Here is a 22,451-nt window from a genome sequence, read left to right as displayed (position 1 = left end):
CGCCCTGACCGGACGCCCCGGCGCGCACGGCAACACCCGCGCTGCAAGGTTTGACAGGAAAGGGAGGCATCCCTAACATTCTCCGGCTTATGTCCGCTGACGTGCCAAATACGCGGCTGCCCGATCAGCTGGATGCCTGGCGCCTGGTGACGGCGCGGCGCGGGGTCGAGGGCCGCCTGCCGTTGTCGTCGCTGACGCGGCTGGGCGGCAGCCTGGTCGATGGCGAGGGCGAGGTGGTCTACGCACTCGATTTCGACAAGGATGCGGTGCTGCAGGTGCCTTACGCGGAACTGCGGATCCAGGCCAGCCTGCCGCTGCTGTGCCAGCGCAGCCTGCAGCGGTTCCTGTTTCCGGTGGATATCGTGCAGCGTCTGGGGCTGATCCGGGACGAGGCGGACGAAGCCGCGCTGCCGGAGGGTTACGAGCCGCTGCTGATGCCGGAGGACGGCATGCTGCAGCCGGCCGAGGTGGTCGAGGACGAGTTGATCCTGGCCATCCCGGTGGTGCCGATCATGCCGGGCACCGAAGCGATGGAGCGCGACTGGCCGGCCGAGGAGGCCGAGTTGGAGCGGGTCCACCCGTTCGCGGCGCTGTCGGCATTAAAGAAAGACAAACCCGGCTAGACGCATCGCGGCTAGGCGAAACACGACCAGGTGGCGGGAGTGGTCAGCGGCAATGGCCGCGGCACCTCGTCACACGATCCATCCAAACATCGCCATTCAAACATCGCCCATCGCGGCACCGCCATCCAGGCATCAACCCGAACCAGATTTTTCTTGGAGCAACACCATGGCAGTCCAGAAGTCCCGCGTCTCCCCGTCCAAGCGTGGCATGCGCCGCGGCCACGATTCGCTGACCAGCAAGCAGCTGGCGACCGATCCGACCACCGGCGAAACCCACATCCGCCACCACGTCACCGCCGACGGTTACTACCGCGGCAAGAAGGTGATCGAGACCAAGTCGGCTATCGTCGACGACGAATAAGCGGCGGGGTCGCCGGCGGCAGGCCGTGGATGGCATGCTCGCCGCACCCTCGACTTGCCCGAAGCGCGTTGTGCGGGCAGACCAGTGGCCGGGAGGCGCCGCGATCCGTGCGGCCCTTGGCGCTGGGGTGGCGCAGGTCGCTTCCGGCGGCTGCCGTCGGAGAAGTTGTCGCCAGCGTGCTGGCGGTCCTGTAACGACCCGCTGCGGGAGTGGTGATGACAGATCGTGCAGTAAATGAGCGTCCGGCAACCGGGTCGGCAGCCGTTGGACAGGCCGCTGACCGGAAGCCCTGGTCGCGGATCGCCGGCACCGGCAGCTACCTGCCGGAAAAGGTGCTGACCAACGCCGACCTGGCCCAGTTCGTCGATACCAGCGACGAATGGATCGCGGCGCGCACCGGCATCCGCGAGCGCCACGTTGCCGCCGAAGGCGAGACCACCGGCGACCTGGCCTATCACGCCTCGGTGCGTGCGCTCGAAGCGGCCGGCGTGGACGCTGCGGAGCTCGACCTGATCGTGCTCGGCACCACCACCCCTGATCTCATCTTCCCCTCGACCGCCTGCCTGCTGCAGCATCGGCTCGGCGCCAACGGCTGCCCCGCGTTCGACGTCAACGCAGCCTGCTCGGGCTTCATCTATGCGCTGACGGTGGCCGACAAGTTCATCCGTTCCGGCGCGGCCAAAACTGCGCTGGTGGTCGGCTCGGAGACGCTGACGCGGATGCTCGACTGGTCCGATCGCGGCACCTGCGTGCTGTTCGGCGACGGCGCCGGCGCGGTCGTGCTCAAGGCCGATGACGAGACCGGCGTGCTCAGCACCCATCTGCATGCCGACGGCGGCAAGAAGGAGCTGCTGTGGAATCCGGTCGGCGTCTCGGTCGGGTTCAAGCCCGAGGAGCACAACGCCGGGGTCAAGGTGCTGATGACCGGCAACGAGGTGTTCAAGCACGCGGTCAAGGCGCTCGATTCGGTGGTCGAGGAGACCCTGGAGGCCAACGGCCTGGATCGCCACGACATCGACTGGCTGATCCCGCACCAGGCCAACCTGCGCATCATCGAGGCCACTGCCAAGCGGCTGGACATGCCGATGGAACGCGTGATCGTCACCGTCGACCGGCACGGCAACACCTCCTCGGGCTCGGTGCCGCTGGCGCTGGACGAGGCGGTGCGTTCGGGCCGGGTGCAGCGGGGCCAGTTGCTGCTGCTGGAAGCCTTCGGCGGCGGCTTCACCTGGGGCTCGGCGCTGCTGCGCTACTGAGCGCGGGCGGGAGGGGGCTCGACCCGCCTGCGTGAAACAACTAGCCAAGGCTTCCGTCGCGCCCCACGCGCCGGCGCATCATACGGACCGGTACAGACGTTGACGCGCATTCACTCGTATCATGTCGCGTTCTCTTACACAGGGGCTGCCGAGTGAGCGACACGCGCACCGATCCACAGCGCACCGATCCACAGCTGGCTTTCGTGTTCCCCGGGCAGGGCTCGCAGTCGATGGGCATGCTGGCGGAGCTCGCGCAGGCGCATGCCGTGGTTGCCGAGACGTTCGCCGAAGCCAGCCAGGGCGCCGGCGCCGATCTATGGGCGCTGAGCCAGGCGGGGCCGGAAGAGCAACTCAATCGCACCGAGTTCACCCAGCCGGCGCTGCTCGCGGCAGGCGTGGCGGTGTGGCGGCTGTGGCTGGCCCGCGGCGGCGTGCAGCCGGCGCAACTGGCGGGACACAGCCTCGGCGAATACAGCGCGCTGGTCGCGGCCGGCACGTTGTCGCTGCACGATGCGGCGCGGCTGGTGCGGCTGCGCGGTCAACTGATGCAGGACGCTGCACCCGCCGGCACCGGAGCCATGGCAGCGGTGCTCGGCGCCGAAGAGGCGCTCGTGCAGGAAGTCTGCGACTCGGTGTCGGGCAAGGAGGTCGTGGTGCCGGCCAACTACAACTCGCCGGGCCAGATCGTGATCGGCGGACACGCCGCCGCGGTCGAGACGGCGCTGACCCAATTGGCCGAGCGCGGCGTGAAAAAGGCGGTCAAGCTCGCGGTCAGTGTGCCCTCGCATACGCCCTTGATGCGCGAGGCGGCCAAGCGGCTGGCCGAGGCCATGGCCGACCTCGACTGGCAGGCGCCCCGTCTGCCGGTGGTGCAGAACGTCGATGGCCAGGTGCACGAGGGCGTCGAGGCGATCCGTGATGCGCTGGTGCGCCAGCTCCACCTGCCGGTGCAGTGGACCGGTTGCGTGCAGGCGCTGGCCGCGGGTGGCGCGACCCGCATCGCCGAGTGCGGCCCCGGCAAGGTGCTGACAGGTTTGGTCAAGCGCATCGACAAGTCGGTCGAGGCGCGCGCGCTGGGCACTCCATCGGATTTCGAGGCTGCGCTTGCCGAGTGGAAGGGCTGAAAACTTTTTCGACGCGGATCAACGCGGATAAGAAACGCGGATAGAGCTCGTTGCGGATAGAGCTTTTTCTTGTTCTCTGCTTTTGGTCTGCCTTGATCCGTCTACATCCGCGTTGATCCGCGTCAAACGCTTCCGAGTGTCGAATGTTTAGAAAGGAGAAACCATGAGTCTTCCGTTGCAGGGCGAGATTGCGCTGGTCACCGGCGCCAGCCGCGGCATCGGCGCGGCGATCGCCGATGAGCTGGCGTCCCTGGGTGCCACGGTCATCGGCACCGCGACCTCCGAGGGCGGCGCGAGCGCGATCGGTGAGCGTCTGTCCGGTCACGGCGGCCACGGCCGGATGGTCGATGTCTCGGACGCGGCATCAATCGAGGCGCTGATCGATGGCATCGGCAAGGAGATCGGGCCGATCTCGATCCTGGTCAACAACGCCGGCATCACCCGCGACAACCTGCTGATGCGGATGAAGGACGAGGACTGGCAGGCGATCCTCGACACCAACCTGACCAGCGTCTTCCGCACCAGCAAGGCGGTGATGCGTTCGATGATGAAGGCGCGCAAGGGCCGCATCATCAACATCGCCTCGGTGGTCGGCGTGACCGGCAACGCCGGGCAGGCCAACTACGCGGCGGCCAAAGCCGGCATCATTGCCTTCAGCAAGTCGATGGCGCGCGAGATCGGCAGCCGCGGCATCACGGTGAATGTCGTGGCGCCGGGCTTCATCGACACCGACATGACTCGCGCGCTGCCGGAGGACGCCCGGAACGGCCTGCTCGGCCAGATCGCCCTGGGCCGACTCGGCGAACCGGCCGACATCGCGCGCGCGGTGGCGTTCCTGGCCGGGCCGGCCGCAGCCTACATCACTGGCGAGACCTTGCACGTCAACGGCGGCATGTACATGCCGTAGTCGTCGTGCTGGCTGTAAGCGGTTGAAGGTAAAGGGCTTTCATCGATACCTGTGGGTGCCCCGGTTCAACTGGACCTTCAACCGGAGTTTTCCGATTAAACTATTCCATCGAAAAATCCCTCCCGGGAGGAGTGAACACCCATGAGCAGCATCGAAGAACGCGTCAAGAAGATTGTGGTCGAACAGCTGGGCGTCAAGGAAGAAGAGGTCACGAACAACGCCTCGTTCGTTGACGACCTGGGCGCGGACTCGCTCGATACCGTCGAACTGGTGATGGCGCTGGAGGAAGAGTTCGAGTGCGAGATCCCGGACGAGGAAGCCGAGAAGATCACCTCGGTGCAGCAGGCGATCGACTACGTCAAGGCGCACGTCAAGTCGTAAGCGCGGCGGACGGGAGTGGCTTCGTGCCGTCTCCCGCAACGCCACACCGGGGCCGCATTGCGGCCCCGCGTGTTTAGGGTGCAGTGCCTGCAGCGGGGTTGCTTGCGCTTGGGCATCGGCCCCAGCGCCCGCCTGTCACCCGCTGGAAGCAGCGTGCTGTCCCGGTCAACGTGTCCAACCTGTGCCAAGCCGGCATACCGGCCTGGCGTCCGAAGCTGGAGTTTTCCATGTCGAATCGTGCTGCCTCCAACCGGCCTGCTTCCAGGCGCGTAGTCGTCACCGGCCTAGGCATCGTCTCGCCGCTGGGCAATGACCTGGCCAGCAGCTGGGACGGCATCGTCAATGGCCGCTCCGGCATTGGTCCGATTACCCATTTCGACGCGTCCGCCTTCACCACTCGCATCGCCGGTGAAGTGCGCGACTTCGACATCACCCGCTGGGTGTCGCCGAAAGACGCGAAGAAAATGGAGGAGTTCATCCACTACGGCGTGGCCGCCTCGATGATGGCGCTGCAGGATGCAGACCTGACGGTCGAGGACTCCAACGCCGAACGCATCGGCGCGCTGATCGGTTCGGGCATCGGCGGATTGCTCGGCATCGAGGAGCAGACGACAAAGTTCAACGCCGGCGGCCCGCGCAAGATCTCGCCGTTCTACGTGCCCAGCACCATCATCAACATGTTGCCGGGGCAGGTATCGCTGCTGACCGGCATCAAGGGGCCGAATTTCTCCGCGGTCTCCGCCTGCGCCACCTCCAACCATTCCATTGGCATGGCGATGCGCATGATCCAGTACGGCGACGCCGACGTGATGATCGCCGGCGGTGCTGAGCGTGGCTCCTCGCCGACCTCGGTCGGTGGTTTCTGCGCAATGAAGGCGATGTCCACCCGCAACGACGACCCAACCGGCGCAAGCCGCCCGTGGGACAAGGACCGCGACGGCTTCGTGCTCGGCGACGGCGCCGGCATCCTGATCCTGGAGGAGTTCGAACGCGCCAAGGCCCGCGGTGCGCGCATCTATTGCGAGCTTGCCGGGTTCGGTGCCACCTCGGACGCGTTCCACATGACCGCGCCGAGCGACAACGGCGAGGGCCCGGCGCGCTGCATGGCGGCCGCATTCAACGATGCCGGGATCAACCCCGACGAGATCGGCTACCTCAACGCGCACGGCACTTCGACCCCGCTGGGCGATCTCGCCGAGACGCTGGCGATCAAGCGCGCGCTTGGCGATCACGCCTACAAGACCATGGTCAGTTCGACCAAATCGATGACCGGGCACCTGCTCGGTGCCGCTGGCGGCGCCGAGGCGATCTTCTCGGTCATGGCGCTGCACACCGGCATCATCCCGCCGACAATCAACCTCGACCAGCCCGGCGAAGGTTGCGACCTGGACTACGTGCCCAACATCGCACGCGAGGTGGAGGTGGACGTCGCGGTGTCGAATGGCTTCGGCTTCGGTGGCACCAACGGCACGCTGGTGTTCAAGCGGATTTGATGACGGGCTCCGTGGGTCTCGAGCCGTGCTACCGGTTTTCGTGTTCGTCGTTCCCGCGGAGGTGGGAATCTGGAGTGCTGTCCGAAACATCAGTTCAATTTTTCGGGTTGGCTCGGACGGCGGAAGCAAGATCAAGGTCAAGAGCTTTCGCCTTTGGCGAGTGACTTTCTTTGGAGGGCCAGTCCGACTGGATTCCCTTCGGTCAAAAGTAACCAAAGAAAGGCCCTTCCTCGACACTTCAAACACCTCGTCGTGTAGGCGACGCGGGGATTTTCCGACTCGGCTTCCTGCCTCGGTCGGAAAACGGCGCACATCCATGTGCACCGCCCCTTCGGGGTCTGTGGAGGCGCGATGTGAATCGATTAGCGTTCGACGGCAACGGCAACGGCAACGGCAATCGCGCTGTGGGAGCTTCGCCAATCGCGTTCGCGGAGATGGCGGCCAAGGCTGCCTGAAAAACTTTTCATGCTGCTGACCCGCGCACTACCTTCGACGTTCGATCTGCTCGACCTGCATCGGTCGGCTCCGTTGCGCTATCCGATGTTGCTCGAATCCAGTGCTCATGGCACCGCGCAGGGGCGCTGGGATCTGTTGCTCGTGGCGGGCGGAGAGTTGCTTCGGCTCGATGCCGACAGCCGGACGCGCGATCAGGATGGTCGCAGCGTCGATGGCGATTTTCTCGATGCGCTCGACCGCGCATGGCAGGCGCAGCGCACCGCGCGCGACGAGCCGCGTTGGCCGTTTCGCGGAGGTTGGGCCTTGTTGCTCGGCTACGAACTCGCCGCCCAGATCGAGCCGGTGCTGCGGTTGCCGAAGGCGCCAGGCACGCTACCGGTCGCACTGGCGCTACGCTGCCCGGCCGCGGTGCTGCGCGACCACGCCACCGGTGACTGCATCGCGATCGCCGAACCGGCGCACGCGGGCTTGCTCGACACCATCGAGCTCGACCTGGCCGCGGTCGGCGGACTGACGCCCCTGCCGCAGTGGCATCCGCCATTGACGCTCGAGGAGGACGCGCCGCAGCGTTACACCGACGCGGTGGCGCGCGTGCTCGAGTACCTCGCCGCGGGCGATGTGTTCCAGACCAATCTTTCGCGCGGCTGGCGCGCCGGGTTCGATGCGCCGCTGCAGCCGGCCTCGCTGTTCCAGCGCCTGCGCGACAATAATCCGGCGCCGTTCGCCGGCGTGTTCGCGGGCACGGGCTGGGCGGTGGTCGGCGCCTCACCGGAGCGCCTGGTGTCGGTGCGCGGCGACGTGGTCGAGACCCGGCCGATCGCCGGTACCCGGCCGCGTTCGCCCGGCGACGACGACATCGCCCGCGTGCAGGAGCTGATCGGCCATCCCAAGGAGCGCGCCGAGCACGTGATGCTGATCGACCTGGAGCGCAACGATCTGGGCCGCGTCTGCACGCCGGGCAGCGTCGAGGTCGACGAGCTGATGACGGTGGAGAGCTACGCCCACGTGCACCACATCGTCAGCAACGTGCGCGGCCGCCTGCGCGATGGGGTGACACCCGGCGCGGTGATCCGCGCGACGTTTCCCGGCGGCACCATCACCGGCTGTCCCAAGGTGCGTTGCATGCAGATCATCGCCGAGCTGGAGGGCGAGGGCCGCGGCGCCTACACCGGCGCGATGGGCTGGCTCAACCGCGACGGCGACCTCGACCTCAACATCCTGATCCGCAGCGCCGAGCTCGAGGAGGGCGCCTCCGGCGGCAGCGAGCTGCGCTTCCGCACCGGCGCCGGCATCGTGGCCGACTCCGATCCACGGCGCGAACTCGAGGAAACCCGCGCCAAGGCGCGCGGCATGCTGCGTGCACTGGGGGTGGGCGAGTGACCGGCCGCATCTTCGTCGGCACCCAGGAGGTCACGTGGCTGCCGCAGCACGACCGCGGCTTCGCCTACGGCGACGGCCTGTTCGAGACGATGCGTGCGCATCGCGGCGCGCTGCCGTGGTGGGACGCACACTGGGCGCGTCTGGCGCTCGGCGCCGAGCGGCTGCGGCTGGCCTTGCCACCGCAGGCGCTGGTCCAGGCCGAAGCGGAGCGCCTGCTCGACGGCGGCGACGGCGTGCTCAAGCTGATCCTCAGCCGCGGCGCGGGCGGGCGCGGCTATGCGCCGCCGGCCGATGCGTTGCCGACCTGGACCTTGTCGCGGCATCCGGCGCCGGAGCCGCTGCTGCACGATCTTTCGCTGCGCTGGTGCGATACCCGGCTTGCACTGCAGCCGGCGCTGGCCGGCATCAAGCACTGCAACCGGCTGGAACAGGTACTGGCACGCGCGGAGTGGGACGATGCCGCGGCGGCCGGGCGCGACGCCGACGAGGGCCTGATGTGCAGCACCGCCGGTGACGTGGTCTGCGCGACCGCGGCCAACCTGTTCGTGCTGCACGGCGCGTGCTGGAGCACCCCGCTGATCGATCGGTGCGGCATCGCCGGCGTGTGCCGCGCATGGGCGATCGGGCAACTGCAGGCCGAGCAGCGGCGGATCGCGAAGACGGATGTCGAGACCGCCGATGCGGTTTTCCTGTGCAATGCGGTGCGCGGTATCCTCGGCGTCGCCCGACTGGCCACGCGCAGCTGGTCGCCGCATCCGCAGGTCGCCGCGCTGCAGCGTGAGCTTGGCACCCGACATCCCGCATTCCTCATCGGCAAGGAGCTGTCATGAGCCGTCCCCGCAAACGCCGCCTGGGTCTCGTGCTCCTGGTCCTGTTCGTGGGCCTGTCGCTGGTCGCCGCCGCGGCCGCTTTCGTGCTGTGGCAGCGCTACGCCGCGTTCGCCGACGCTCCGCTTTCCAGCATCCAGGAGAACCAGAGCGTGCTGATCGAACATGGCGATTCGCTGCCGGTGGTGTTGCGCAAGTTGCGCGACGCCGGCGTGACCGAGGGCGAGGCGCTGCAGTGGCGGGTACTGGCACGCGAGCTCGGCGCCGATGGCCGCCTGCAGGTCGGTGAATACGCGCTGGTGCCGGGCAGCTCGCCGCGCGAGCTGCTGCTGGCGATGCGCGAGGGGAAGGTGGTCTACCACCGCCTCACCATCGTGGAGGGCTGGAACATCCGCGAGCTACGCGCCGCGCTCGCGCGCGCAGAGCCGCTGGAGCAGGAGGCGGACCAGCTCGACGATGCCGCGCTGATGGAAGCACTCGGCCATCCGGGGCAGCACCCCGAAGGCCGCTTCCTGCCCGAGACCTACCTCTACACCGGCGGCGACAGCGACCTGGACATCCTCCAACGCGCGCACCAGGCGATGGCCAGGGCGCTCGATGCGGCCTGGCAGCAGCGCGACCCGGAGATCGCGCTGGAGACGCCCGAAGAGTTGCTGATCATGGCCGCGATCGTGGAGAAGGAAACCGGCATCGGGGCCGAGCGCGCGCGCATCGCCGGCGTGTTCGACCGCCGCCTTCGGATCGGCATGCGCCTGCAGACCGATCCGACCGTGATCTACGGCATCGGCGAGAGTTACGACGGCAACATCCGCCGCAGCGACCTGGCCACCGATACGCCCTACAACACCTACACCCGAGACGGACTGCCGCCGACGCCGATTTTTATGCCGGGGGTGGATGCACTCCACGCGGTCGCCAATCCGGCCGATGGCGACGCGCTGTATTTCGTCGCCATCGGTGACGGCAGCGGCCGCCATGTGTTCTCGCGCACGCTGGCCGAACACAACGCTGCGGTGCGCCAGTACGTGCGCCGGTATCGCCAGAACCTGCGGTCGCAGAGCCCGCAATGAGCCTGCAGGCCTGTGCGCGGCTGGTGACGCTGGAAGGCGGCGAGGGCGCCGGCAAGTCGACGGTGCTCGCAGCCCTGCGCGCGACGCTGGAGGTGCGCGGCCACGAGGTGGTCTGCACCCGCGAGCCGGGCGGCACCCCCTTGGCCGAGCAGATCCGCGACTTGTTGCTCAATACACCGACCGGGGGGGCGCAGCACGAGCCGCCGTCGGCCGACACCGAGCTGCTGCTGATGTTCGCCGCGCGCGCCCAGCTCGTGCGCGAGACCATCCTGCCGGCGCTGCAGCGCGGCGCCTGGGTCATCAGCGACCGCTTCACCGACGCCAGCTACGCCTACCAGGGCGCGGCGCGCGGCGGCGATGCCGGCTTCATCTCGACGCTGGAACGGCAGGTGGTGGGCATTACGCCGGGATTGACGCTGCTGCTGGACGTGCCGGTGCCGGTCGGCCTGAAACGTGCGCGTGGCCGCGGTGCCGCCGACCGGATCGAGGGCGAGCACGAGGTTTTTTTCGAGCGCGTGCGTGCCGCCTACCTGCAGCGCGCGGCCGGCGAGCCACGGCGCTTCCGTGTGGTCGACGCCAGCCTGGACATCGATGCGGTCAGCACCCAGGCCGTGGCGCATCTGCAGGCGCACATGGACGCGCTGCCATGAGCGATCCCATCGGCTCCCCCGCTTTCGCGCCCTGGCAGCAGCGCGTATACGAGCATGCCGCCGCCGCGCTCGATGCCGGCCGGCTCGGCCACGGGCTGCTGTTCTGCGGACCGGCGCAGCTGGGCAAGCGCGTGGTGGCCGAGCGCCTCGCCCAGCGGCTGCTGTGCACCGAGCGCGGTGGCGATGGCGAGCCGTGCGGCGCGTGCCGCGGCTGCCGCCTGTTCGCCAGCCGCAGCCAGGTCGATCCACCGCAGTTGCGCCCGGACGGGTCGCTGGCGCATCCATTCGGCCATTCCGGTCATCCGGATCTGGACTTCCTCGGCTACGAGTTCAACCAGAAGGCGAAACCGCCGAAGCTGCGCAGCGAGATCGTGATCGAACAGATCCGCCGGCTCTCCGAACAGATGGCGCTGACGCCGCAGTACGGCGGCGCCAAGATCGCGATCATCGACCCCGCCGACGCGATCAACCACGCCGCGAGCAATGCGCTGTTGAAGACGCTCGAAGAGCCCGTGCCAAGCCGCTACCTGTGGCTGGTCAGCGCGCAGCCGGCGCGGCTCTCGGCCACCATCCGCAGCCGGTGCCAGCGCATCGAGTTCCGCCTGCCGCCGCGCGCGGAAGCACTTGCCTGGCTGCGTCAGTCGCATCCGGAGCCCGTCGCCGCCGAGGCGCTGGAGGCGGCACGCGGCCACCCGGGCCTGGCCGCGGAATGGCTGCGGGGCGAGGGCCTGGCCCTGCGTCGGGAGGTGGCATCGGACCTGGCGAAGCTGGCCCGAGGCGAGGTCGGTGCGGTAGAAACCGCGCAGCGCTGGGCCGCCAACGCCGATGCCGCCTTGCGCTTGCGCCACGCGGCCGATCTGGCCCTGGCCGAAGCCTCCGAACGCTTGACCGACCCCGCGCGCGCGCGCAGTCTGGCGGCCTGGTTCGATCGTGCGAACCGGACCCGGGACCTGCTGCGCACCACGGTGCGTGCGGACCTGGCCATCGTCGAGCTGTTGATGTTCTGGCGCGGCGGCGATACCCGCCGCAGCGTGAGCGGGGGCCCGGACACGGGCGGTGTTTGAACCGGGAGTTTCACTGATGACAGCAGCAGGTGGGGCACGGCAGGGCATCCTGTCGATGGCGGTAAAAGACAAGGCAGCGCTGTACAACGCCTACATGCCGTATCTGAAAAGCGGCGGCATTTTCGTCGCGACGCCGAAGCGCTACTTCCTCGGCGATGAAGTCTTCCTGCTGCTGACCCTGCCCGAGTCCAGCGAACGCCTGCCGGTCGCCGGCAAGGTGGTCTGGGTGACCCCGGCCGGCGCCCAGGGCAACCGCCCTGCGGGTATCGGCGTGCAGTTCGGCGACACCGCTGAGGGCGAGAACGTCAAGGGCAAGATCGAGGCGCTGCTGGCCGGCACCCTGAACTCCGATCGGGCAACGCACACGATGTGACGCGAGTCCGCGTCCTCTGCGGACCAATTGCCGTCGCCTTTGTCAGCCGTAGGGTGGGCACGCCTCTTGTGCCCACCACGCACGCAACTCCGGGAAACGAGGGCACGAGAGAGAGCGCCCACCTATGTCATTCCTTCGCCGATCGCGGTGACTGCAATGCTGCGGTACGGCCCCAGTCCTCCGGATAGATGCCACGGGCGATATCGCGGTGCAGCGTCGAATACGGCCAATCCGCCGCGCGCCGCACCAGTCCGTGCTTGACCGGGTTGTAGTGGATGTATTCGAGGTGGCGGATGAGATCCGCCTCGTCCCTGATCCGATGCTCCCAATAACGGCGCTGCCACAGCGTGGATTCGCGGCGCGCGCGTGCGGACTCGCTCAGCAGGCCCTTTACCCGATGCGAGTCACGGCAGGCCCGGCTCACCCGGCGTTTGATCATGCTCCAGCGGGTGGAGAACTCCGTGTCGCCGCGCGGCAGCGTCCAGATGCAATGCAGATGATCGGGAAGCTGCACCCAGGCATCAATGTGGAAGGGCCGGTCTGCACGGGTGCGGGCTATCGCGCTTCGTAGCGACCGGCGGATGGCGTCGTCGCACAGGATGCGCTGGCGGCGGTAGGCGACGACGGTGAAGAAGTAGGTAGCGCCCGCGATGTGAGCGCGGCGGTAGTTCGACATTGCAGGCATCCTTGCCAATCGGAAAGGTCGGGGCGGTGGGCACAAAGGGCGTGCCCACCCTACGGTTAACGCAACTGGGCCGAATCCCACCCGGGTCGCGGCGCGAAGCGCTCGCCGTGGAGCGCCTGAAGTTGCTTCAGGCGCTCCAGCAACGCATCCGCGCCGGTCTCGCGGAGGTACTGGATCGGGCCGCCGCGGAACGGGGCGAAGCCGGTGCCGAAGATCACGCCGGCGTCCAGCAGGTCCGCATCTGCGACCACGCCGTCGTGCAGGCAGGCGACCGCCTCGTTGAGCAGCGGCAGGATGAGCCGGTCCTCCAGGTCCGACGGCGCCTGGTAGTCCTTCGGCAACTCGGGCTTGACCGCCTTGCCGTTCTCCCACTTGTACAGGCCGTGGCCATCCTTCTTGCCGCGCTTGCCCGGTTCGGCCCGCTCGGCCAGCGCGGCCGGCACGCTCAGCCCGAGGAACGGCGCGAGCTCCTCGCCGACACCGGCGGCGACATCCAGCCCGACCGTATCGATCAGCTCGATCGGCCCCATCGGCATGCCGAAGTGCATCGCCGCCTTGTCGATCGCCGCGCCCGGGATGCCTTCCGAATACGCCGTCACCGCCTCGAGCATGTACGGGAACAGCACCCGGTTGACCAGGAACCCGGGCGTGCCCGCGACCGGCACCGGCAGCTTGTCGATCGCCTTGCAGAACGCCGCCAGGCGCTGCTCGGTCTCCGACGCCACGCGATCGTGATGGATGATCTCCACCAGCGGCATCAGCGCGACCGGGTTGAAGTAGTGCAGCCCGGCGAACTGGGCGGGACGCTGGATGTGCCCGCGCAGCTCGCTCAGGGCGATCGACGAGGTGTTGGTGGTCAGCAGTGCGTCGGCCTTCAGCCGTGGCTCGACGGTTGCGAACAGCTCGCGCTTGGCCCCGGCGTCCTCGATGATCGCCTCGATCACCAGGTCCGCTGCGGGCACGCCGTCGCCGGCCAGGTCGCCCTTGAGCCGCGCCGCCACCGCCGGGCGCTTGCTCTCGTCCCTGACCTTCTTGCCGAACAACTCCCCGGCGCGGGCCAGCGCAGCGTCGATGAACTTCTGCTCGCGATCCTGCAGCGTCACCTCGAAGCCCTTGTAGGCCGACCACGCCGCGATGTCGCCGCCCATCACCCCGGCGCCGACCACGTGCACCCGTTCGATCCCGTGATCCTTGCCGCCCAGGCTCTTGAGCCGCTCCTGCAGGAAGAACACCCGGATCAGGTTGCGCGCGGTCGGGGTCGAGGCCAGCCTGACCACCGACTTGCGCTCGGCGGCGAGCTGGTCCTGGATGCCGCCGCCGGCGCGCTGCCAGGTGTCGATCAGCGCGTACGGCGCCGGGTAGTGCGCCTTGCGGGCCTTGCGCGCGACTTGCTTGATGAGCATCGGCGCGAGCAGTCGGCGCGCCAGCCAGGTGTTGCTGACCCAAGCCATGACGCGCTGCTTGAACGGACGCGGTGGTCCTTTCAGCACCAGCGCTGCGGCTTGGTCGATCAGCGCCGCGGGCTCGACCACCTGGTCGACCAGCCCGTTCGCCCGCGCCGCCGAAGCCGACAGGCTGCGGCCGGTCAGCATCATGTCGAACGCGGCCGGTGCGCCGATCAGCCGCGGCAGGCGCACGCTGCCGCCCCAGCCGGGATAGATGCCGAGCTTCACCTCCGGCAGCCCGATCCGGGTCGAGGCATCGTTGCTGGCAATGCGGTAACGGCACGCCAGCGCAAGTTCGGTGCCGCCGCCCATGCAGAAGCCGTGGATCGCCGCGACGGTCGGGCAGGGCAGCTCGGCCAGGCGCTGGAACACCTGCTGCCCGCGCCGGATCGCATCGCCGACCACGCCCTTGGCATCGAAGCTCTGGAACTCCCTGATGTCGGCACCGGCGATGAAGCCCTTGTCCTTGCCCGAGCGGATCACCAGGGCCTTGGGCGGATCCAGCGCGAGCCGCTCCAGCAGGCTGTCGAGCTCTATCAGTACATCCTGCGAGAAGGTGTTGACCGGCGCCTCGGCGCGGTCGAACGACAACACCAGCACGCCGTCCCCGCGCGCCTCGGTGTGCCAGTGCCGGGCGCGCAGCCCTTCGAATGCGGGTAGTCCGTCGAGGCCGGCAGTCATGGCGGCACCATCCGTTCAGGTATGGGGAGACCGCTATCATCCCGATGTTGTTTCGACGGCGTCAAATCCGTGGCCATGCCGCCCGGCGGGCGACAGTTGCACCTGGCACTCCGCGCCCCCAGATGTTCACGAGGAATGAAGATTCGAACACTGAACTTTTCCCCGACCAGGGTGTCCCATTGTTCGGCCGCGGCCGAGCTGACAGGAGTGCCGGCGCGGCATGGCCGATAACGAGGTTGTCCCATCGAGCAACGCGAGCGCTCCGCACGAGGAGTCCGCCCACGAGCTGGACCAGGCACTGGTCGGGCGCGTGCAGCGTGGCGACAACTCGGCGTTCGACGTGCTGGTGCAGAAGTACCAGCACCGCATCGTCGGGTTGATCGGCCGCTACATCGCCGACTGGAGCGAGTGCCAGGACGTCGCGCAGGAGACCTTCATCCGCGCCTACCGCGCAATGCCGAATTTCCGCGGCGACGCGCAGTTCTATACATGGTTGCACCGGATCGCCGTGAACACTGCCAAGAACCATCTCGTCGCACAGAAGCGCAGGCCGCCCACCGAGGATGTCGATGCCGGCGACGCCGAGCAGTTCGACACCGGCATCCGCCTGCGCGACAACGACACCCCCGAACATGAATTGGCCCGGCAGGAAATTGAACGTACGTTGATGCGCACGGTCCAATCGTTGCCCGAAGAACTGCGCGCCGCGATCACCATGCGCGAGGTCGACGGCCTAAGCTACGAGGAGATCGCCGCCAGGATGGGCTGCCCGATCGGTACCGTGCGCTCGCGGATCTTCCGCGCCCGCGAGGCCATCGACGTGCAACTGCAACCATTGCTGGATACCGACGCCCCGGCACGCCGCCAATGACCACGCCACCACCATGACGCTCGAATCCGAAAACACCCGTCCCGACGGGACGCCACGCGCCTGCGGCGACCGCGAAACCCTGAGTGCGCTGTACGACGGCGAACTGCAGGGCGATGCGGCACGGTTCGCGCTCAAGCGGCTCGGCCATGACCCGGAGTGGCGCCAGACCTGCGGGCGCTGGCAACTGGCCGGCGACGTGCTGCGCGGGCAGGCGGCCGGCCTCGCGCCAAGCGGATTCGCCGAGCGCGTGGCGCAGGCGGTCGCGGATGAGACCGCGGATGACCCAGACCGCGTCGAGGCCCCGCTGGCGTCGGTCGGCGCACGCGCGCGTTCGCATCGCAATTGGCTGCCGGGCGCGGCATTGGCGGCATCGGTGGCGATGGTCGCGCTGTTCGTCGCGCGGCCGTTGTCCGATACGGCTGCGCCAGATAGCCCGGCCATGTCGCCGCAGGTGGCGGTAACGGCGCCCGCATCCGCGGCCGAAGCGGTGAGCCCCGAGCCGGCGCGGTCGGCGCCGTCATCGCCGGCCGACACCGCGGCCGGGCTGGCTGCCGCCGCCGTGGCGGTGGCCGAGGTGCCGCGCCGCAATGCCGACCGCCGCTCGCGTGCGCAAAGCCTGCGCGCAGGGCTGCGCGTGCGTCAGGAGGTGGCTCAGAATCAGGTGCCGGTCCTCGCCGCAGCCGCGGGCTCATCGGGCACCGCACCAGCCGTTACACCAGGCGTCGCCGCGGCAGCCGTGCCGTCGGCGGTTGCCAGCGCCGCACCGGCCTCGTCAGCCAACCCCTTCCGCCCGCCGCCGGTCGACAGCGCGACCCGTCCGTGGCCGCGTGCGGTGCTGCCGGGCTACCAGACCAGCGGCGCCATGACCGCGGCTTTCGACAGCAGCGCCGCTGCACCGTCGTTCTATCCGTTCGAACCGAACCGGTCCGCGGCCGCCGAGCTGGCGCTACCGACGCGGATGCCGCCGCCAGCCGAGCCCGATGCCGCGAGTCCTGACGCCGCGCCACCTGCTCCGTCGCCCGGTCCGCCGGTGCCGCGGTTCTGATCCCGCGATTCTGATCCCGCGCATCTGACTTTGCCGCATCGCCGCCCCTTGGCCGTCGCGCGGCCTTCCCAGGCCACGACCTACGCTCCTGTCATTTCCCAGCAACTCCGAGGCCGATTCCATGAACCGACCGTTTCGCGCCATTGCCCTGATCGGTGTGCTCGCCGCATCGCTGCCGATCGCCTGCACCGCCCAATCGCCCGGCTCCCGGGCCGCGTCCGAGCCGATCGCGCCACCTCCATCGGAGACCCCGTCCGCGCCGATCGTGACCGGGCTGCCGGATTTCACCACGCTGGTGCAGCGCGTCGGCCCCGCGGTGGTCAACATCAGCGCCGAAACCGAGCCGCGGCGCGGCCCGAGCGAGCAGATGCCGGGCCAGCAGGAGATCCCCGAGATCTTCCGCCGCTTCTTCGGCCCCGGCACACCCGGCGTGCCCGGAATGCCGGGGATGCCAGAAGGCCCTCGCGGCGGCGGTGTGTCGCAAGGCACCGGATTCCTGATCTCCGAAGACGGCTACGTGCTGACCAATCACCACGTGGTCCAAGGCGCCGACACCGTGCAGGTGCGCCTGTCGGACCGCCGCGAATTCCAGGCCGAGGTGGTCGGCAGCGACCGGCAATCCGACATAGCCCTGCTCAAGATCGACGCCGAGGATGATCTGCCATCGCTGCGCCTGGCCAATGCCCGCACCACCAAGGCGGGGCAGTGGGTGATCGCGATCGGCTCGCCGTTCGGGCTGGAGCATTCGGTCACCGCCGGCATCGTCAGCGCGGTCGGCCGCAGCAATCCCTATGCCGATCAGCAGTACGTGCCGTTCATCCAGACCGACGTGGCGATCAACCGCGGCAATTCCGGCGGGCCGTTGCTCAACACCTCCGGCGAGGTGGTCGGCATCAACTCGCAGATCTTCTCCAACTCCGGTGGTTACATGGGGGTGAGCTTCGCGATCCCGATCGACGTGGCGATGAACGCCGCCGAGCAGTTGCGCGACACCGGAAGGGTCAGCCGCGGCTTGCTGGGCGTGGGCATCCAGGCAATCACGACCGAGGGTGCCGAAGGCCTCGGACTGCCCGATACCCGTGGCGCGCTGGTCAACACCGTGCAGCCCGGTGGCGCGGCCGGCGAGGCCGGCGTGGAAGTGGGCGACGTGATCCGCGCCGTCGATGGGCGCCCGGTCGACACCTTCAGTGACCTGCCGCCGCTGATCGGCGCAAAGGCGCCCGGCACGCGCACCGAGATCACCCTGTTCCGCAACGGCCGCAACATCGAGCTCGACGTGGTGCTGGGCGAACTCGACGTGGCGATGAACGAAGGCCGTGGCCCGGCCTCGGCGAGTCCCGGCGGGCCGTCGTCGCCGGCAGCGGCCAACCCGCTGGGCCTCATCGCGCAGGACATCACCCCGGCGCAGCGGCAGCGGCTGGGCCTGGAAGCCGACGAGGGCGTCCTGATCGCGGGCGTCAACGGCCGGGCCGCGCGTGCCGCGGGGGTTGAATCGGGCGACGTCATCCTCTCGGTCGGGCGCGCATCGGTGGGTTCGACCGCCGAGCTCGACCGCGCGCTGGCCGAGGTCCAGTCCGGCGAGACGGTGATGCTGCTGGTCCGCCGCCGCGGCAGCAGCCAGTTCATCGCAGTGACGCCGCAGGACGAGGCAGGCTGATTGTGAAAAGTTGATGCGGGCAGGCTGAGCTGTCGCACGCCAGGCGGGCGCTTCTGTGGGGGCGTCCGCCCCGCTGGCACGCCTGCCGTATGCGATAATCGCCCGTTACCCTCAGGCCCCCCGCAGCCTCAAGTGCCGCGCCCCCGCATGCAGCAGATCCGCAATTTTTCGATCATCGCCCACGTCGACCACGGCAAATCGACCCTGGCCGACCGCATCATCCACCTGTGCGGTGGCCTGACCTCGCGGGAGATGGAAGCGCAGGTGCTCGACACCAACCCGATCGAGCGCGAGCGCGGTATCACCATCAAGTCGCAGTCCGTGTCGCTGCCGTACACCGCGCGCGACGGCACGACCTACCAGCTCAACTTCATCGACACCCCCGGCCACGTCGACTTCAGCTACGAGGTCAGCCGCTCGCTGGCCGCGTGCGAGGGCGCGCTGCTGGTGGTGGACGCCGCCCAGGGCGTCGAGGCGCAGTCGGTCGCCAACTGCTACACCGCGGTGGAGCAGGGCCTGGAAGTGGTGCCGGTGCTCAACAAGATCGACCTGCCGACCGCCGACATCGAGAAGGTCAAGGCCGAGATCGAGGCGGTCATCGGCATCGACGCGACCGATGCGGTCGCGATCAGCGCCAAGACCGGGCTCAACATCGAGGATGTGCTGGAGGCGATCGTCGCCCGCATCCCGCCGCCGAAGCCGCGCGACACCGACAAGCTGCAGGCGCTGATCATCGATTCGTGGTTCGACAACTACCTCGGCGTGGTCAGCCTGGTGCGGGTCATGCAGGGCGAGATCACCCCCGGCAGCAAGATCCTGGTGATGTCGACCGGTCGCACCCACCTGGTCGACAAGGTCGGCGTGTTCACCCCCAAGCGCAAGGACATGGCCCGGCTGGGCGCGGGCGAGGTCGGCTGGATCAACGCCAGCATCAAGGACGTGCACGGCGCACCGGTCGGCGACACCCTGACCCTGGCCAGCGATCCGGCGTCCAAGCCGCTGCCGGGCTTCCAGGAGATGCAGCCGCGCGTGTTCGCCGGCCTGTTCCCGGTCGATGCCGACGACTACCCGGACCTGCGCGAGGCGCTGGACAAGCTTCGCCTCAACGACGCTGCGCTGCGCTTCGAGCCGGAAAGCTCCGAGGCGATGGGCTTCGGTTTCCGCTGCGGGTTCCTGGGCATGCTGCACATGGAGATCGTGCAGGAGCGTCTGGAGCGCGAGTACGACCTCAACCTGATCAGCACCGCGCCGACCGTCATTTACGAGGTGCTCAAAACCGACGGCACGGTGATGCCGCTGGACAACCCGTCCAAGCTGCCGCAGGTCAACCTGATCGAGGAAGTGCGCGAACCGATCATCCGCGCCAACATCCTCACCCCGCCCGATTACGTCGGCAACGTGATCACCCTGTGCGAGGAAAAACGCGGCAGCCAGATCGGCATCAACTATCTCGGCAACCAGGTGCAGATCAGCTATGAATTGCCGATGGCCGAGGTGGTGCTGGACTTCTTCGACCGGCTCAAGTCGGTCTCGCGCGGCTATGCTTCGCTGGACTACCACTTCCTGCGGTTCCAGGCCGGCCCGTTCGTGCTGGTCGATACGCTGATCAACGGCGACAAGGTCGACGCGCTGAGCATCATCACCCACCGCGCCCATGCCGACCGCCGTGGCCGCGAGATCACCGAGAAGATGCGCGAGCTGATCCCGCGGCAGATGTTCGACGTCGCGATCCAGGCCGCGGTCGGCTCGCAGATCATCGCCCGCAGCACGGTCAAGGCGATGCGCAAGAACGTGCTGGCCAAGTGCTACGGTGGCGACATCAGCCGCAAGAAGAAGCTGCTGGAGAAGCAGAAGGCCGGCAAGAAGCGGATGAAGCAGGTGGGCCGGGTCGAGATCCCGCAGGAAGCCTTTCTGGCGGTGTTGCAGGTGGATAACAAGTAGGGCGGGCAATAGGGGAGTCGGGAACAGGGAACGGTGGTTACGCAGCGTCGGGCCGCTCGATGCGGGGCGAGCCTTACACGTTAGCTGGTGCCTGTTCCGCGATCTCTGATTCCCGTTCCCGCTCTCTGATCGCTCAGGAGTAGCTAATGCGTTGGTTCGAAATCGCCCTGGTGGGCCTCACGTTCGCCACCGGCCTCATCTGGCTGCTGGACCGGCTGTTCTTCGCCAAGCGCCGCGCGGCCAACGAAAGCCTGCTCGACGACGGCAAGGACCCGGTCCTGGTCGACTACTCCAAGGCCTTTTTCCCGGTGCTGCTGGCGGTGCTGATCCTGCGAAGCTTCATCGCAGAACCTTTTCGCATCCCGTCCAACTCGATGATGCCGACCCTGCTGACCGGCGACTTCATCCTGGTCAACAAGTTCGCCTACGGGCTGCGCCTGCCGATCAACAACCACAAGTTCGTCGACCTGGGCGCGCCCGAGCGCGGCGACGTGGTGGTGTTCCGGCCGCCGCACCACCCCGACCAGGACTGGATCAAGCGGGTCATGGGCCTGCCCGGTGACCGCATCGCGTATCGCGACAACACCGTTTTCATCAATGGCGAGCCGCTGCGTTACGAGGCGCTCGGCGCCTACCGGGGTATCGGCAACGGCATCGAGATGACCGGCGCGGAGGAGCTGCGCGAGCACCTGGCGGACGGGTCGCATACCGTGCTGGAACGTCTCAACCTGCCGTTCCTGGACCAGGGCCAGGGCGAGTGGGTGGTACCGGAAGGTCACTATTTCGTGATGGGCGACAATCGCGACAATAGCGAAGACAGCCGATACTGGGGCTACCTGCCCGAGCGGGCGCTGCGGGGCAAGGCGTTCCTGATCTGGATGAACTTCGATGGGGATATCGATTTCTCGCGCATCGGCAGCAGCATCCCGTGACCGTGGCCCGGTCCGGGCCATTCCGCGGCAATGGCGACAGCACACTTAGGGGGAGCAACCGGATGAAACGTACGCAACGTGGCATGACCCTGATCGGGTTCATCATCGTGCTGGCGGTGGTCGGCGTGTTCGTCTACATGGGCATGAAGTTGATCCCGATGTATTCGGAGTACTACTCGGTCAAGCAGGCGCTGGGCGCGATGGAGGAGGAACCCGGCATGGCCGACCGCAGTCCGGCGCAGATCCGCGACCTGTTTTTCCGCCGGCTGTACGTCAGCTATGCCGAGAACATCAAGCGCGAGCACCTAGACATCAAGCGTCGCGACGCCGGTTTCGTGATGACCGTCGAGTACGAGGTGCGCAAGCCGCTGATCGGCAACCTCGACGTGGTCGGCAGGTTCCACGCGGTCGGCAACATTCGCCGGGGCGGGATTGACTGATCGCATCGCCTACCGGTTCGCGAACCAGGACCTGCTCGCGCAGGCCCTGACCCATCGCAGTGCCGGCGCCCCGCACAACGAGCGGCTGGAGTTTCTCGGCGATGCGCTGGTCAACCTGATCACCGCCGAGGCGCTGTACCTGCGCTGGCCCGGTGTCGACGAAGGCGCGCTGACCCGCGCGCGCGCCGAGCTGGTGCGCGAATCGGCGCTGGCGCCGATCGCGCGTGAGCTCGAGCTCGGGGCGCGCCTGACCCTGGGGCCGGGCGAGATGAAGTCAGGCGGGCACCGCCGGGACTCGATTCTTGCCGACGCGTTGGAGGCGGTGGTCGCGGCGATCTACCTCGACGCCGATTTCGAAACCTGCCGCGCCGCGGTGTTGCCGTGGTTCGAACCGGCGATGGCGGCATTGCCGCCGCCCAACAAGGTCGGCAAGGACGCCAAGACCCGGCTGCAGGAATGGCTCCAGGGCCGCCAGAAGCCGCTGCCGGTCTATGAGCTGGTCGCCGAGAGCGGCGAGGACCACGCCAAGACTTTCCGGGTCAGTTGCCGCGTGGCCGAGCCGGTGCTGCTGACCGAAGGCGAGGGCAACTCCCGGCGCAGCGCCGAGCAGGTGGCCGCCGAGGCCGCGCTGGCGGCGATCCAGGTCGCACGCGGTAAAGAGCAGCTCTTGTAGGAGCGCCCCATGGGCGCGACCGCGTGGCCTGACGCGCGGCGGACGGTCTGAAAAGCTCGCGCCCATGGGGCGCGCCTGCAGGGCACGTCGGCACTCACCCCGGCCCACGCCGAACT

Annotated in this window: 22 protein-coding genes; 20 read left to right on the top strand and 2 right to left on the bottom strand. The window is 68.2% G+C overall.

Annotation, left to right across the window (positions count from 1 at the left end):
- Positions 1–89: 89 nt before the first annotated feature.
- The 13 genes from ACJQWM_RS06360 to ACJQWM_RS06300 all read left to right on the top strand — a co-directional run bounded on the left by ACJQWM_RS06360 (position 90) and on the right by ACJQWM_RS06300 (position 11,965).
- Complete coding sequence (locus tag ACJQWM_RS06360) at positions 90–623, top strand: YceD family protein (RefSeq protein WP_332704483.1); 534 nt, start codon at positions 90–92, stop codon at positions 621–623.
- A gap of 166 nt (positions 624–789) precedes the next feature.
- Positions 790–984 carry a 50S ribosomal protein L32 gene (rpmF, locus tag ACJQWM_RS06355; protein ID WP_332704481.1) on the top strand — a complete coding sequence of 65 codons (195 nt, stop codon included), beginning with the start codon at positions 790–792 and terminating at the stop codon, positions 982–984.
- A gap of 215 nt (positions 985–1,199) precedes the next feature.
- Positions 1,200–2,240, top strand: coding sequence for a beta-ketoacyl-ACP synthase III (locus ACJQWM_RS06350; RefSeq protein WP_332704479.1), 1,041 nt, complete (start codon positions 1,200–1,202; stop codon positions 2,238–2,240).
- A 152-nt stretch (positions 2,241–2,392) separates the two neighbouring features.
- Positions 2,393–3,364, top strand: coding sequence for an ACP S-malonyltransferase (fabD, locus tag ACJQWM_RS06345; protein ID WP_332704477.1), 972 nt, complete (start codon positions 2,393–2,395; stop codon positions 3,362–3,364).
- 163 nt (positions 3,365–3,527) lie between these two features.
- Positions 3,528–4,271: a 3-oxoacyl-ACP reductase FabG gene (fabG, locus tag ACJQWM_RS06340; protein WP_332704475.1), complete on the top strand. Its 744-nt coding sequence runs from the start codon at positions 3,528–3,530 to the stop codon at positions 4,269–4,271.
- A 141-nt stretch (positions 4,272–4,412) separates the two neighbouring features.
- Positions 4,413–4,652 (top strand): acyl carrier protein, encoded by a 240-nt coding sequence (gene acpP, locus ACJQWM_RS06335; protein ID WP_031373652.1) that lies wholly within the window; start codon positions 4,413–4,415, stop codon positions 4,650–4,652.
- A 227-nt stretch (positions 4,653–4,879) separates the two neighbouring features.
- On the top strand, positions 4,880–6,145 hold the full coding sequence (fabF, locus tag ACJQWM_RS06330; protein ID WP_332704472.1) for a beta-ketoacyl-ACP synthase II: 1,266 nt from the start codon (positions 4,880–4,882) through the stop codon (positions 6,143–6,145).
- A gap of 465 nt (positions 6,146–6,610) precedes the next feature.
- The gene (locus ACJQWM_RS06325; RefSeq protein WP_332704470.1) at positions 6,611–7,981 is read left to right on the top strand and encodes an aminodeoxychorismate synthase component I; all 1,371 of its coding nucleotides are present in this window, start codon (positions 6,611–6,613) and stop codon (positions 7,979–7,981) included.
- Positions 7,978–8,811 (top strand): aminodeoxychorismate lyase, encoded by an 834-nt coding sequence (gene pabC, locus ACJQWM_RS06320; RefSeq protein WP_332704468.1) that lies wholly within the window; start codon positions 7,978–7,980, stop codon positions 8,809–8,811. Before ACJQWM_RS06325 ends, pabC begins: the two co-directional genes overlap by 4 nt.
- A complete protein-coding gene (gene mltG, locus ACJQWM_RS06315; protein WP_332704466.1) occupies positions 8,808–9,878 on the top strand; it encodes an endolytic transglycosylase MltG in 1,071 nt (356 codons plus the stop codon). Before pabC ends, mltG begins: the two co-directional genes overlap by 4 nt.
- Positions 9,875–10,528, top strand: coding sequence for a dTMP kinase (gene tmk / locus ACJQWM_RS06310; RefSeq protein WP_332704464.1), 654 nt, complete (start codon positions 9,875–9,877; stop codon positions 10,526–10,528). Before mltG ends, tmk begins: the two co-directional genes overlap by 4 nt.
- A complete protein-coding gene (locus ACJQWM_RS06305; protein ID WP_332704462.1) occupies positions 10,525–11,592 on the top strand; it encodes a DNA polymerase III subunit delta' in 1,068 nt (355 codons plus the stop codon). The genes tmk and ACJQWM_RS06305 overlap by 4 nt, the downstream gene beginning before the upstream one ends.
- A 16-nt stretch (positions 11,593–11,608) precedes the next feature.
- A complete protein-coding gene (locus tag ACJQWM_RS06300; protein ID WP_332704460.1) occupies positions 11,609–11,965 on the top strand; it encodes a PilZ domain-containing protein in 357 nt (118 codons plus the stop codon).
- Positions 11,966–12,092: 127 nt separating this feature from the next.
- On the opposite strand, the gene ACJQWM_RS06295 is transcribed toward ACJQWM_RS06300, so the two are convergent.
- Positions 12,093–12,641: an REP-associated tyrosine transposase gene (locus tag ACJQWM_RS06295; protein ID WP_332704458.1), complete on the bottom strand. Its 549-nt coding sequence runs from the start codon at positions 12,639–12,641 to the stop codon at positions 12,093–12,095.
- Positions 12,642–12,706: 65 nt separating this feature from the next.
- Positions 12,707–14,776 (bottom strand): 3-hydroxyacyl-CoA dehydrogenase NAD-binding domain-containing protein, encoded by a 2,070-nt coding sequence (locus tag ACJQWM_RS06290; protein WP_332704456.1) that lies wholly within the window; start codon positions 14,774–14,776, stop codon positions 12,707–12,709.
- Positions 14,777–14,996: 220 nt separating this feature from the next.
- Here ACJQWM_RS06290 and rpoE point away from each other — a divergent pair, with 220 nt between their 5' ends.
- From rpoE to rnc, 7 genes are all read left to right on the top strand, one after another.
- Positions 14,997–15,647: an RNA polymerase sigma factor RpoE gene (rpoE, locus tag ACJQWM_RS06285; RefSeq protein WP_332704454.1), complete on the top strand. Its 651-nt coding sequence runs from the start codon at positions 14,997–14,999 to the stop codon at positions 15,645–15,647.
- 13 nt (positions 15,648–15,660) lie between these two features.
- A complete protein-coding gene (locus ACJQWM_RS06280; RefSeq protein ID WP_411306721.1) occupies positions 15,661–16,692 on the top strand; it encodes a sigma-E factor negative regulatory protein in 1,032 nt (343 codons plus the stop codon).
- A 121-nt stretch (positions 16,693–16,813) separates the two neighbouring features.
- On the top strand, positions 16,814–18,349 hold the full coding sequence (locus ACJQWM_RS06275) for a Do family serine endopeptidase (RefSeq protein ID WP_332704729.1): 1,536 nt from the start codon (positions 16,814–16,816) through the stop codon (positions 18,347–18,349).
- 147 nt (positions 18,350–18,496) lie between these two features.
- A complete protein-coding gene (lepA, locus tag ACJQWM_RS06270; protein ID WP_332704811.1) occupies positions 18,497–20,290 on the top strand; it encodes a translation elongation factor 4 in 1,794 nt (597 codons plus the stop codon).
- 146 nt (positions 20,291–20,436) lie between these two features.
- Positions 20,437–21,222 carry a signal peptidase I gene (gene lepB / locus ACJQWM_RS06265; protein WP_332704731.1) on the top strand — a complete coding sequence of 262 codons (786 nt, stop codon included), beginning with the start codon at positions 20,437–20,439 and terminating at the stop codon, positions 21,220–21,222.
- 62 nt (positions 21,223–21,284) lie between these two features.
- Entirely contained in the window at positions 21,285–21,662 is a 378-nt protein-coding gene (locus ACJQWM_RS06260) for a DUF4845 domain-containing protein (protein ID WP_332704733.1), read from the top strand.
- On the top strand, positions 21,655–22,335 hold the full coding sequence (gene rnc, locus ACJQWM_RS06255; protein WP_332704735.1) for a ribonuclease III: 681 nt from the start codon (positions 21,655–21,657) through the stop codon (positions 22,333–22,335). Before ACJQWM_RS06260 ends, rnc begins: the two co-directional genes overlap by 8 nt.
- The last annotated feature ends 116 nt before the right edge of the window (positions 22,336–22,451 follow it).

It is taken from the genome of Novilysobacter longmucuonensis (assembly GCF_046600735.1).
Taxonomy (GTDB): Bacteria; Pseudomonadota; Gammaproteobacteria; order Xanthomonadales; family Xanthomonadaceae; genus Novilysobacter_A; species Novilysobacter_A longmucuonensis.
Note: the sequence above shows the minus strand (reverse complement) of the source record. Positions and strands in the feature narration are given on the sequence as shown.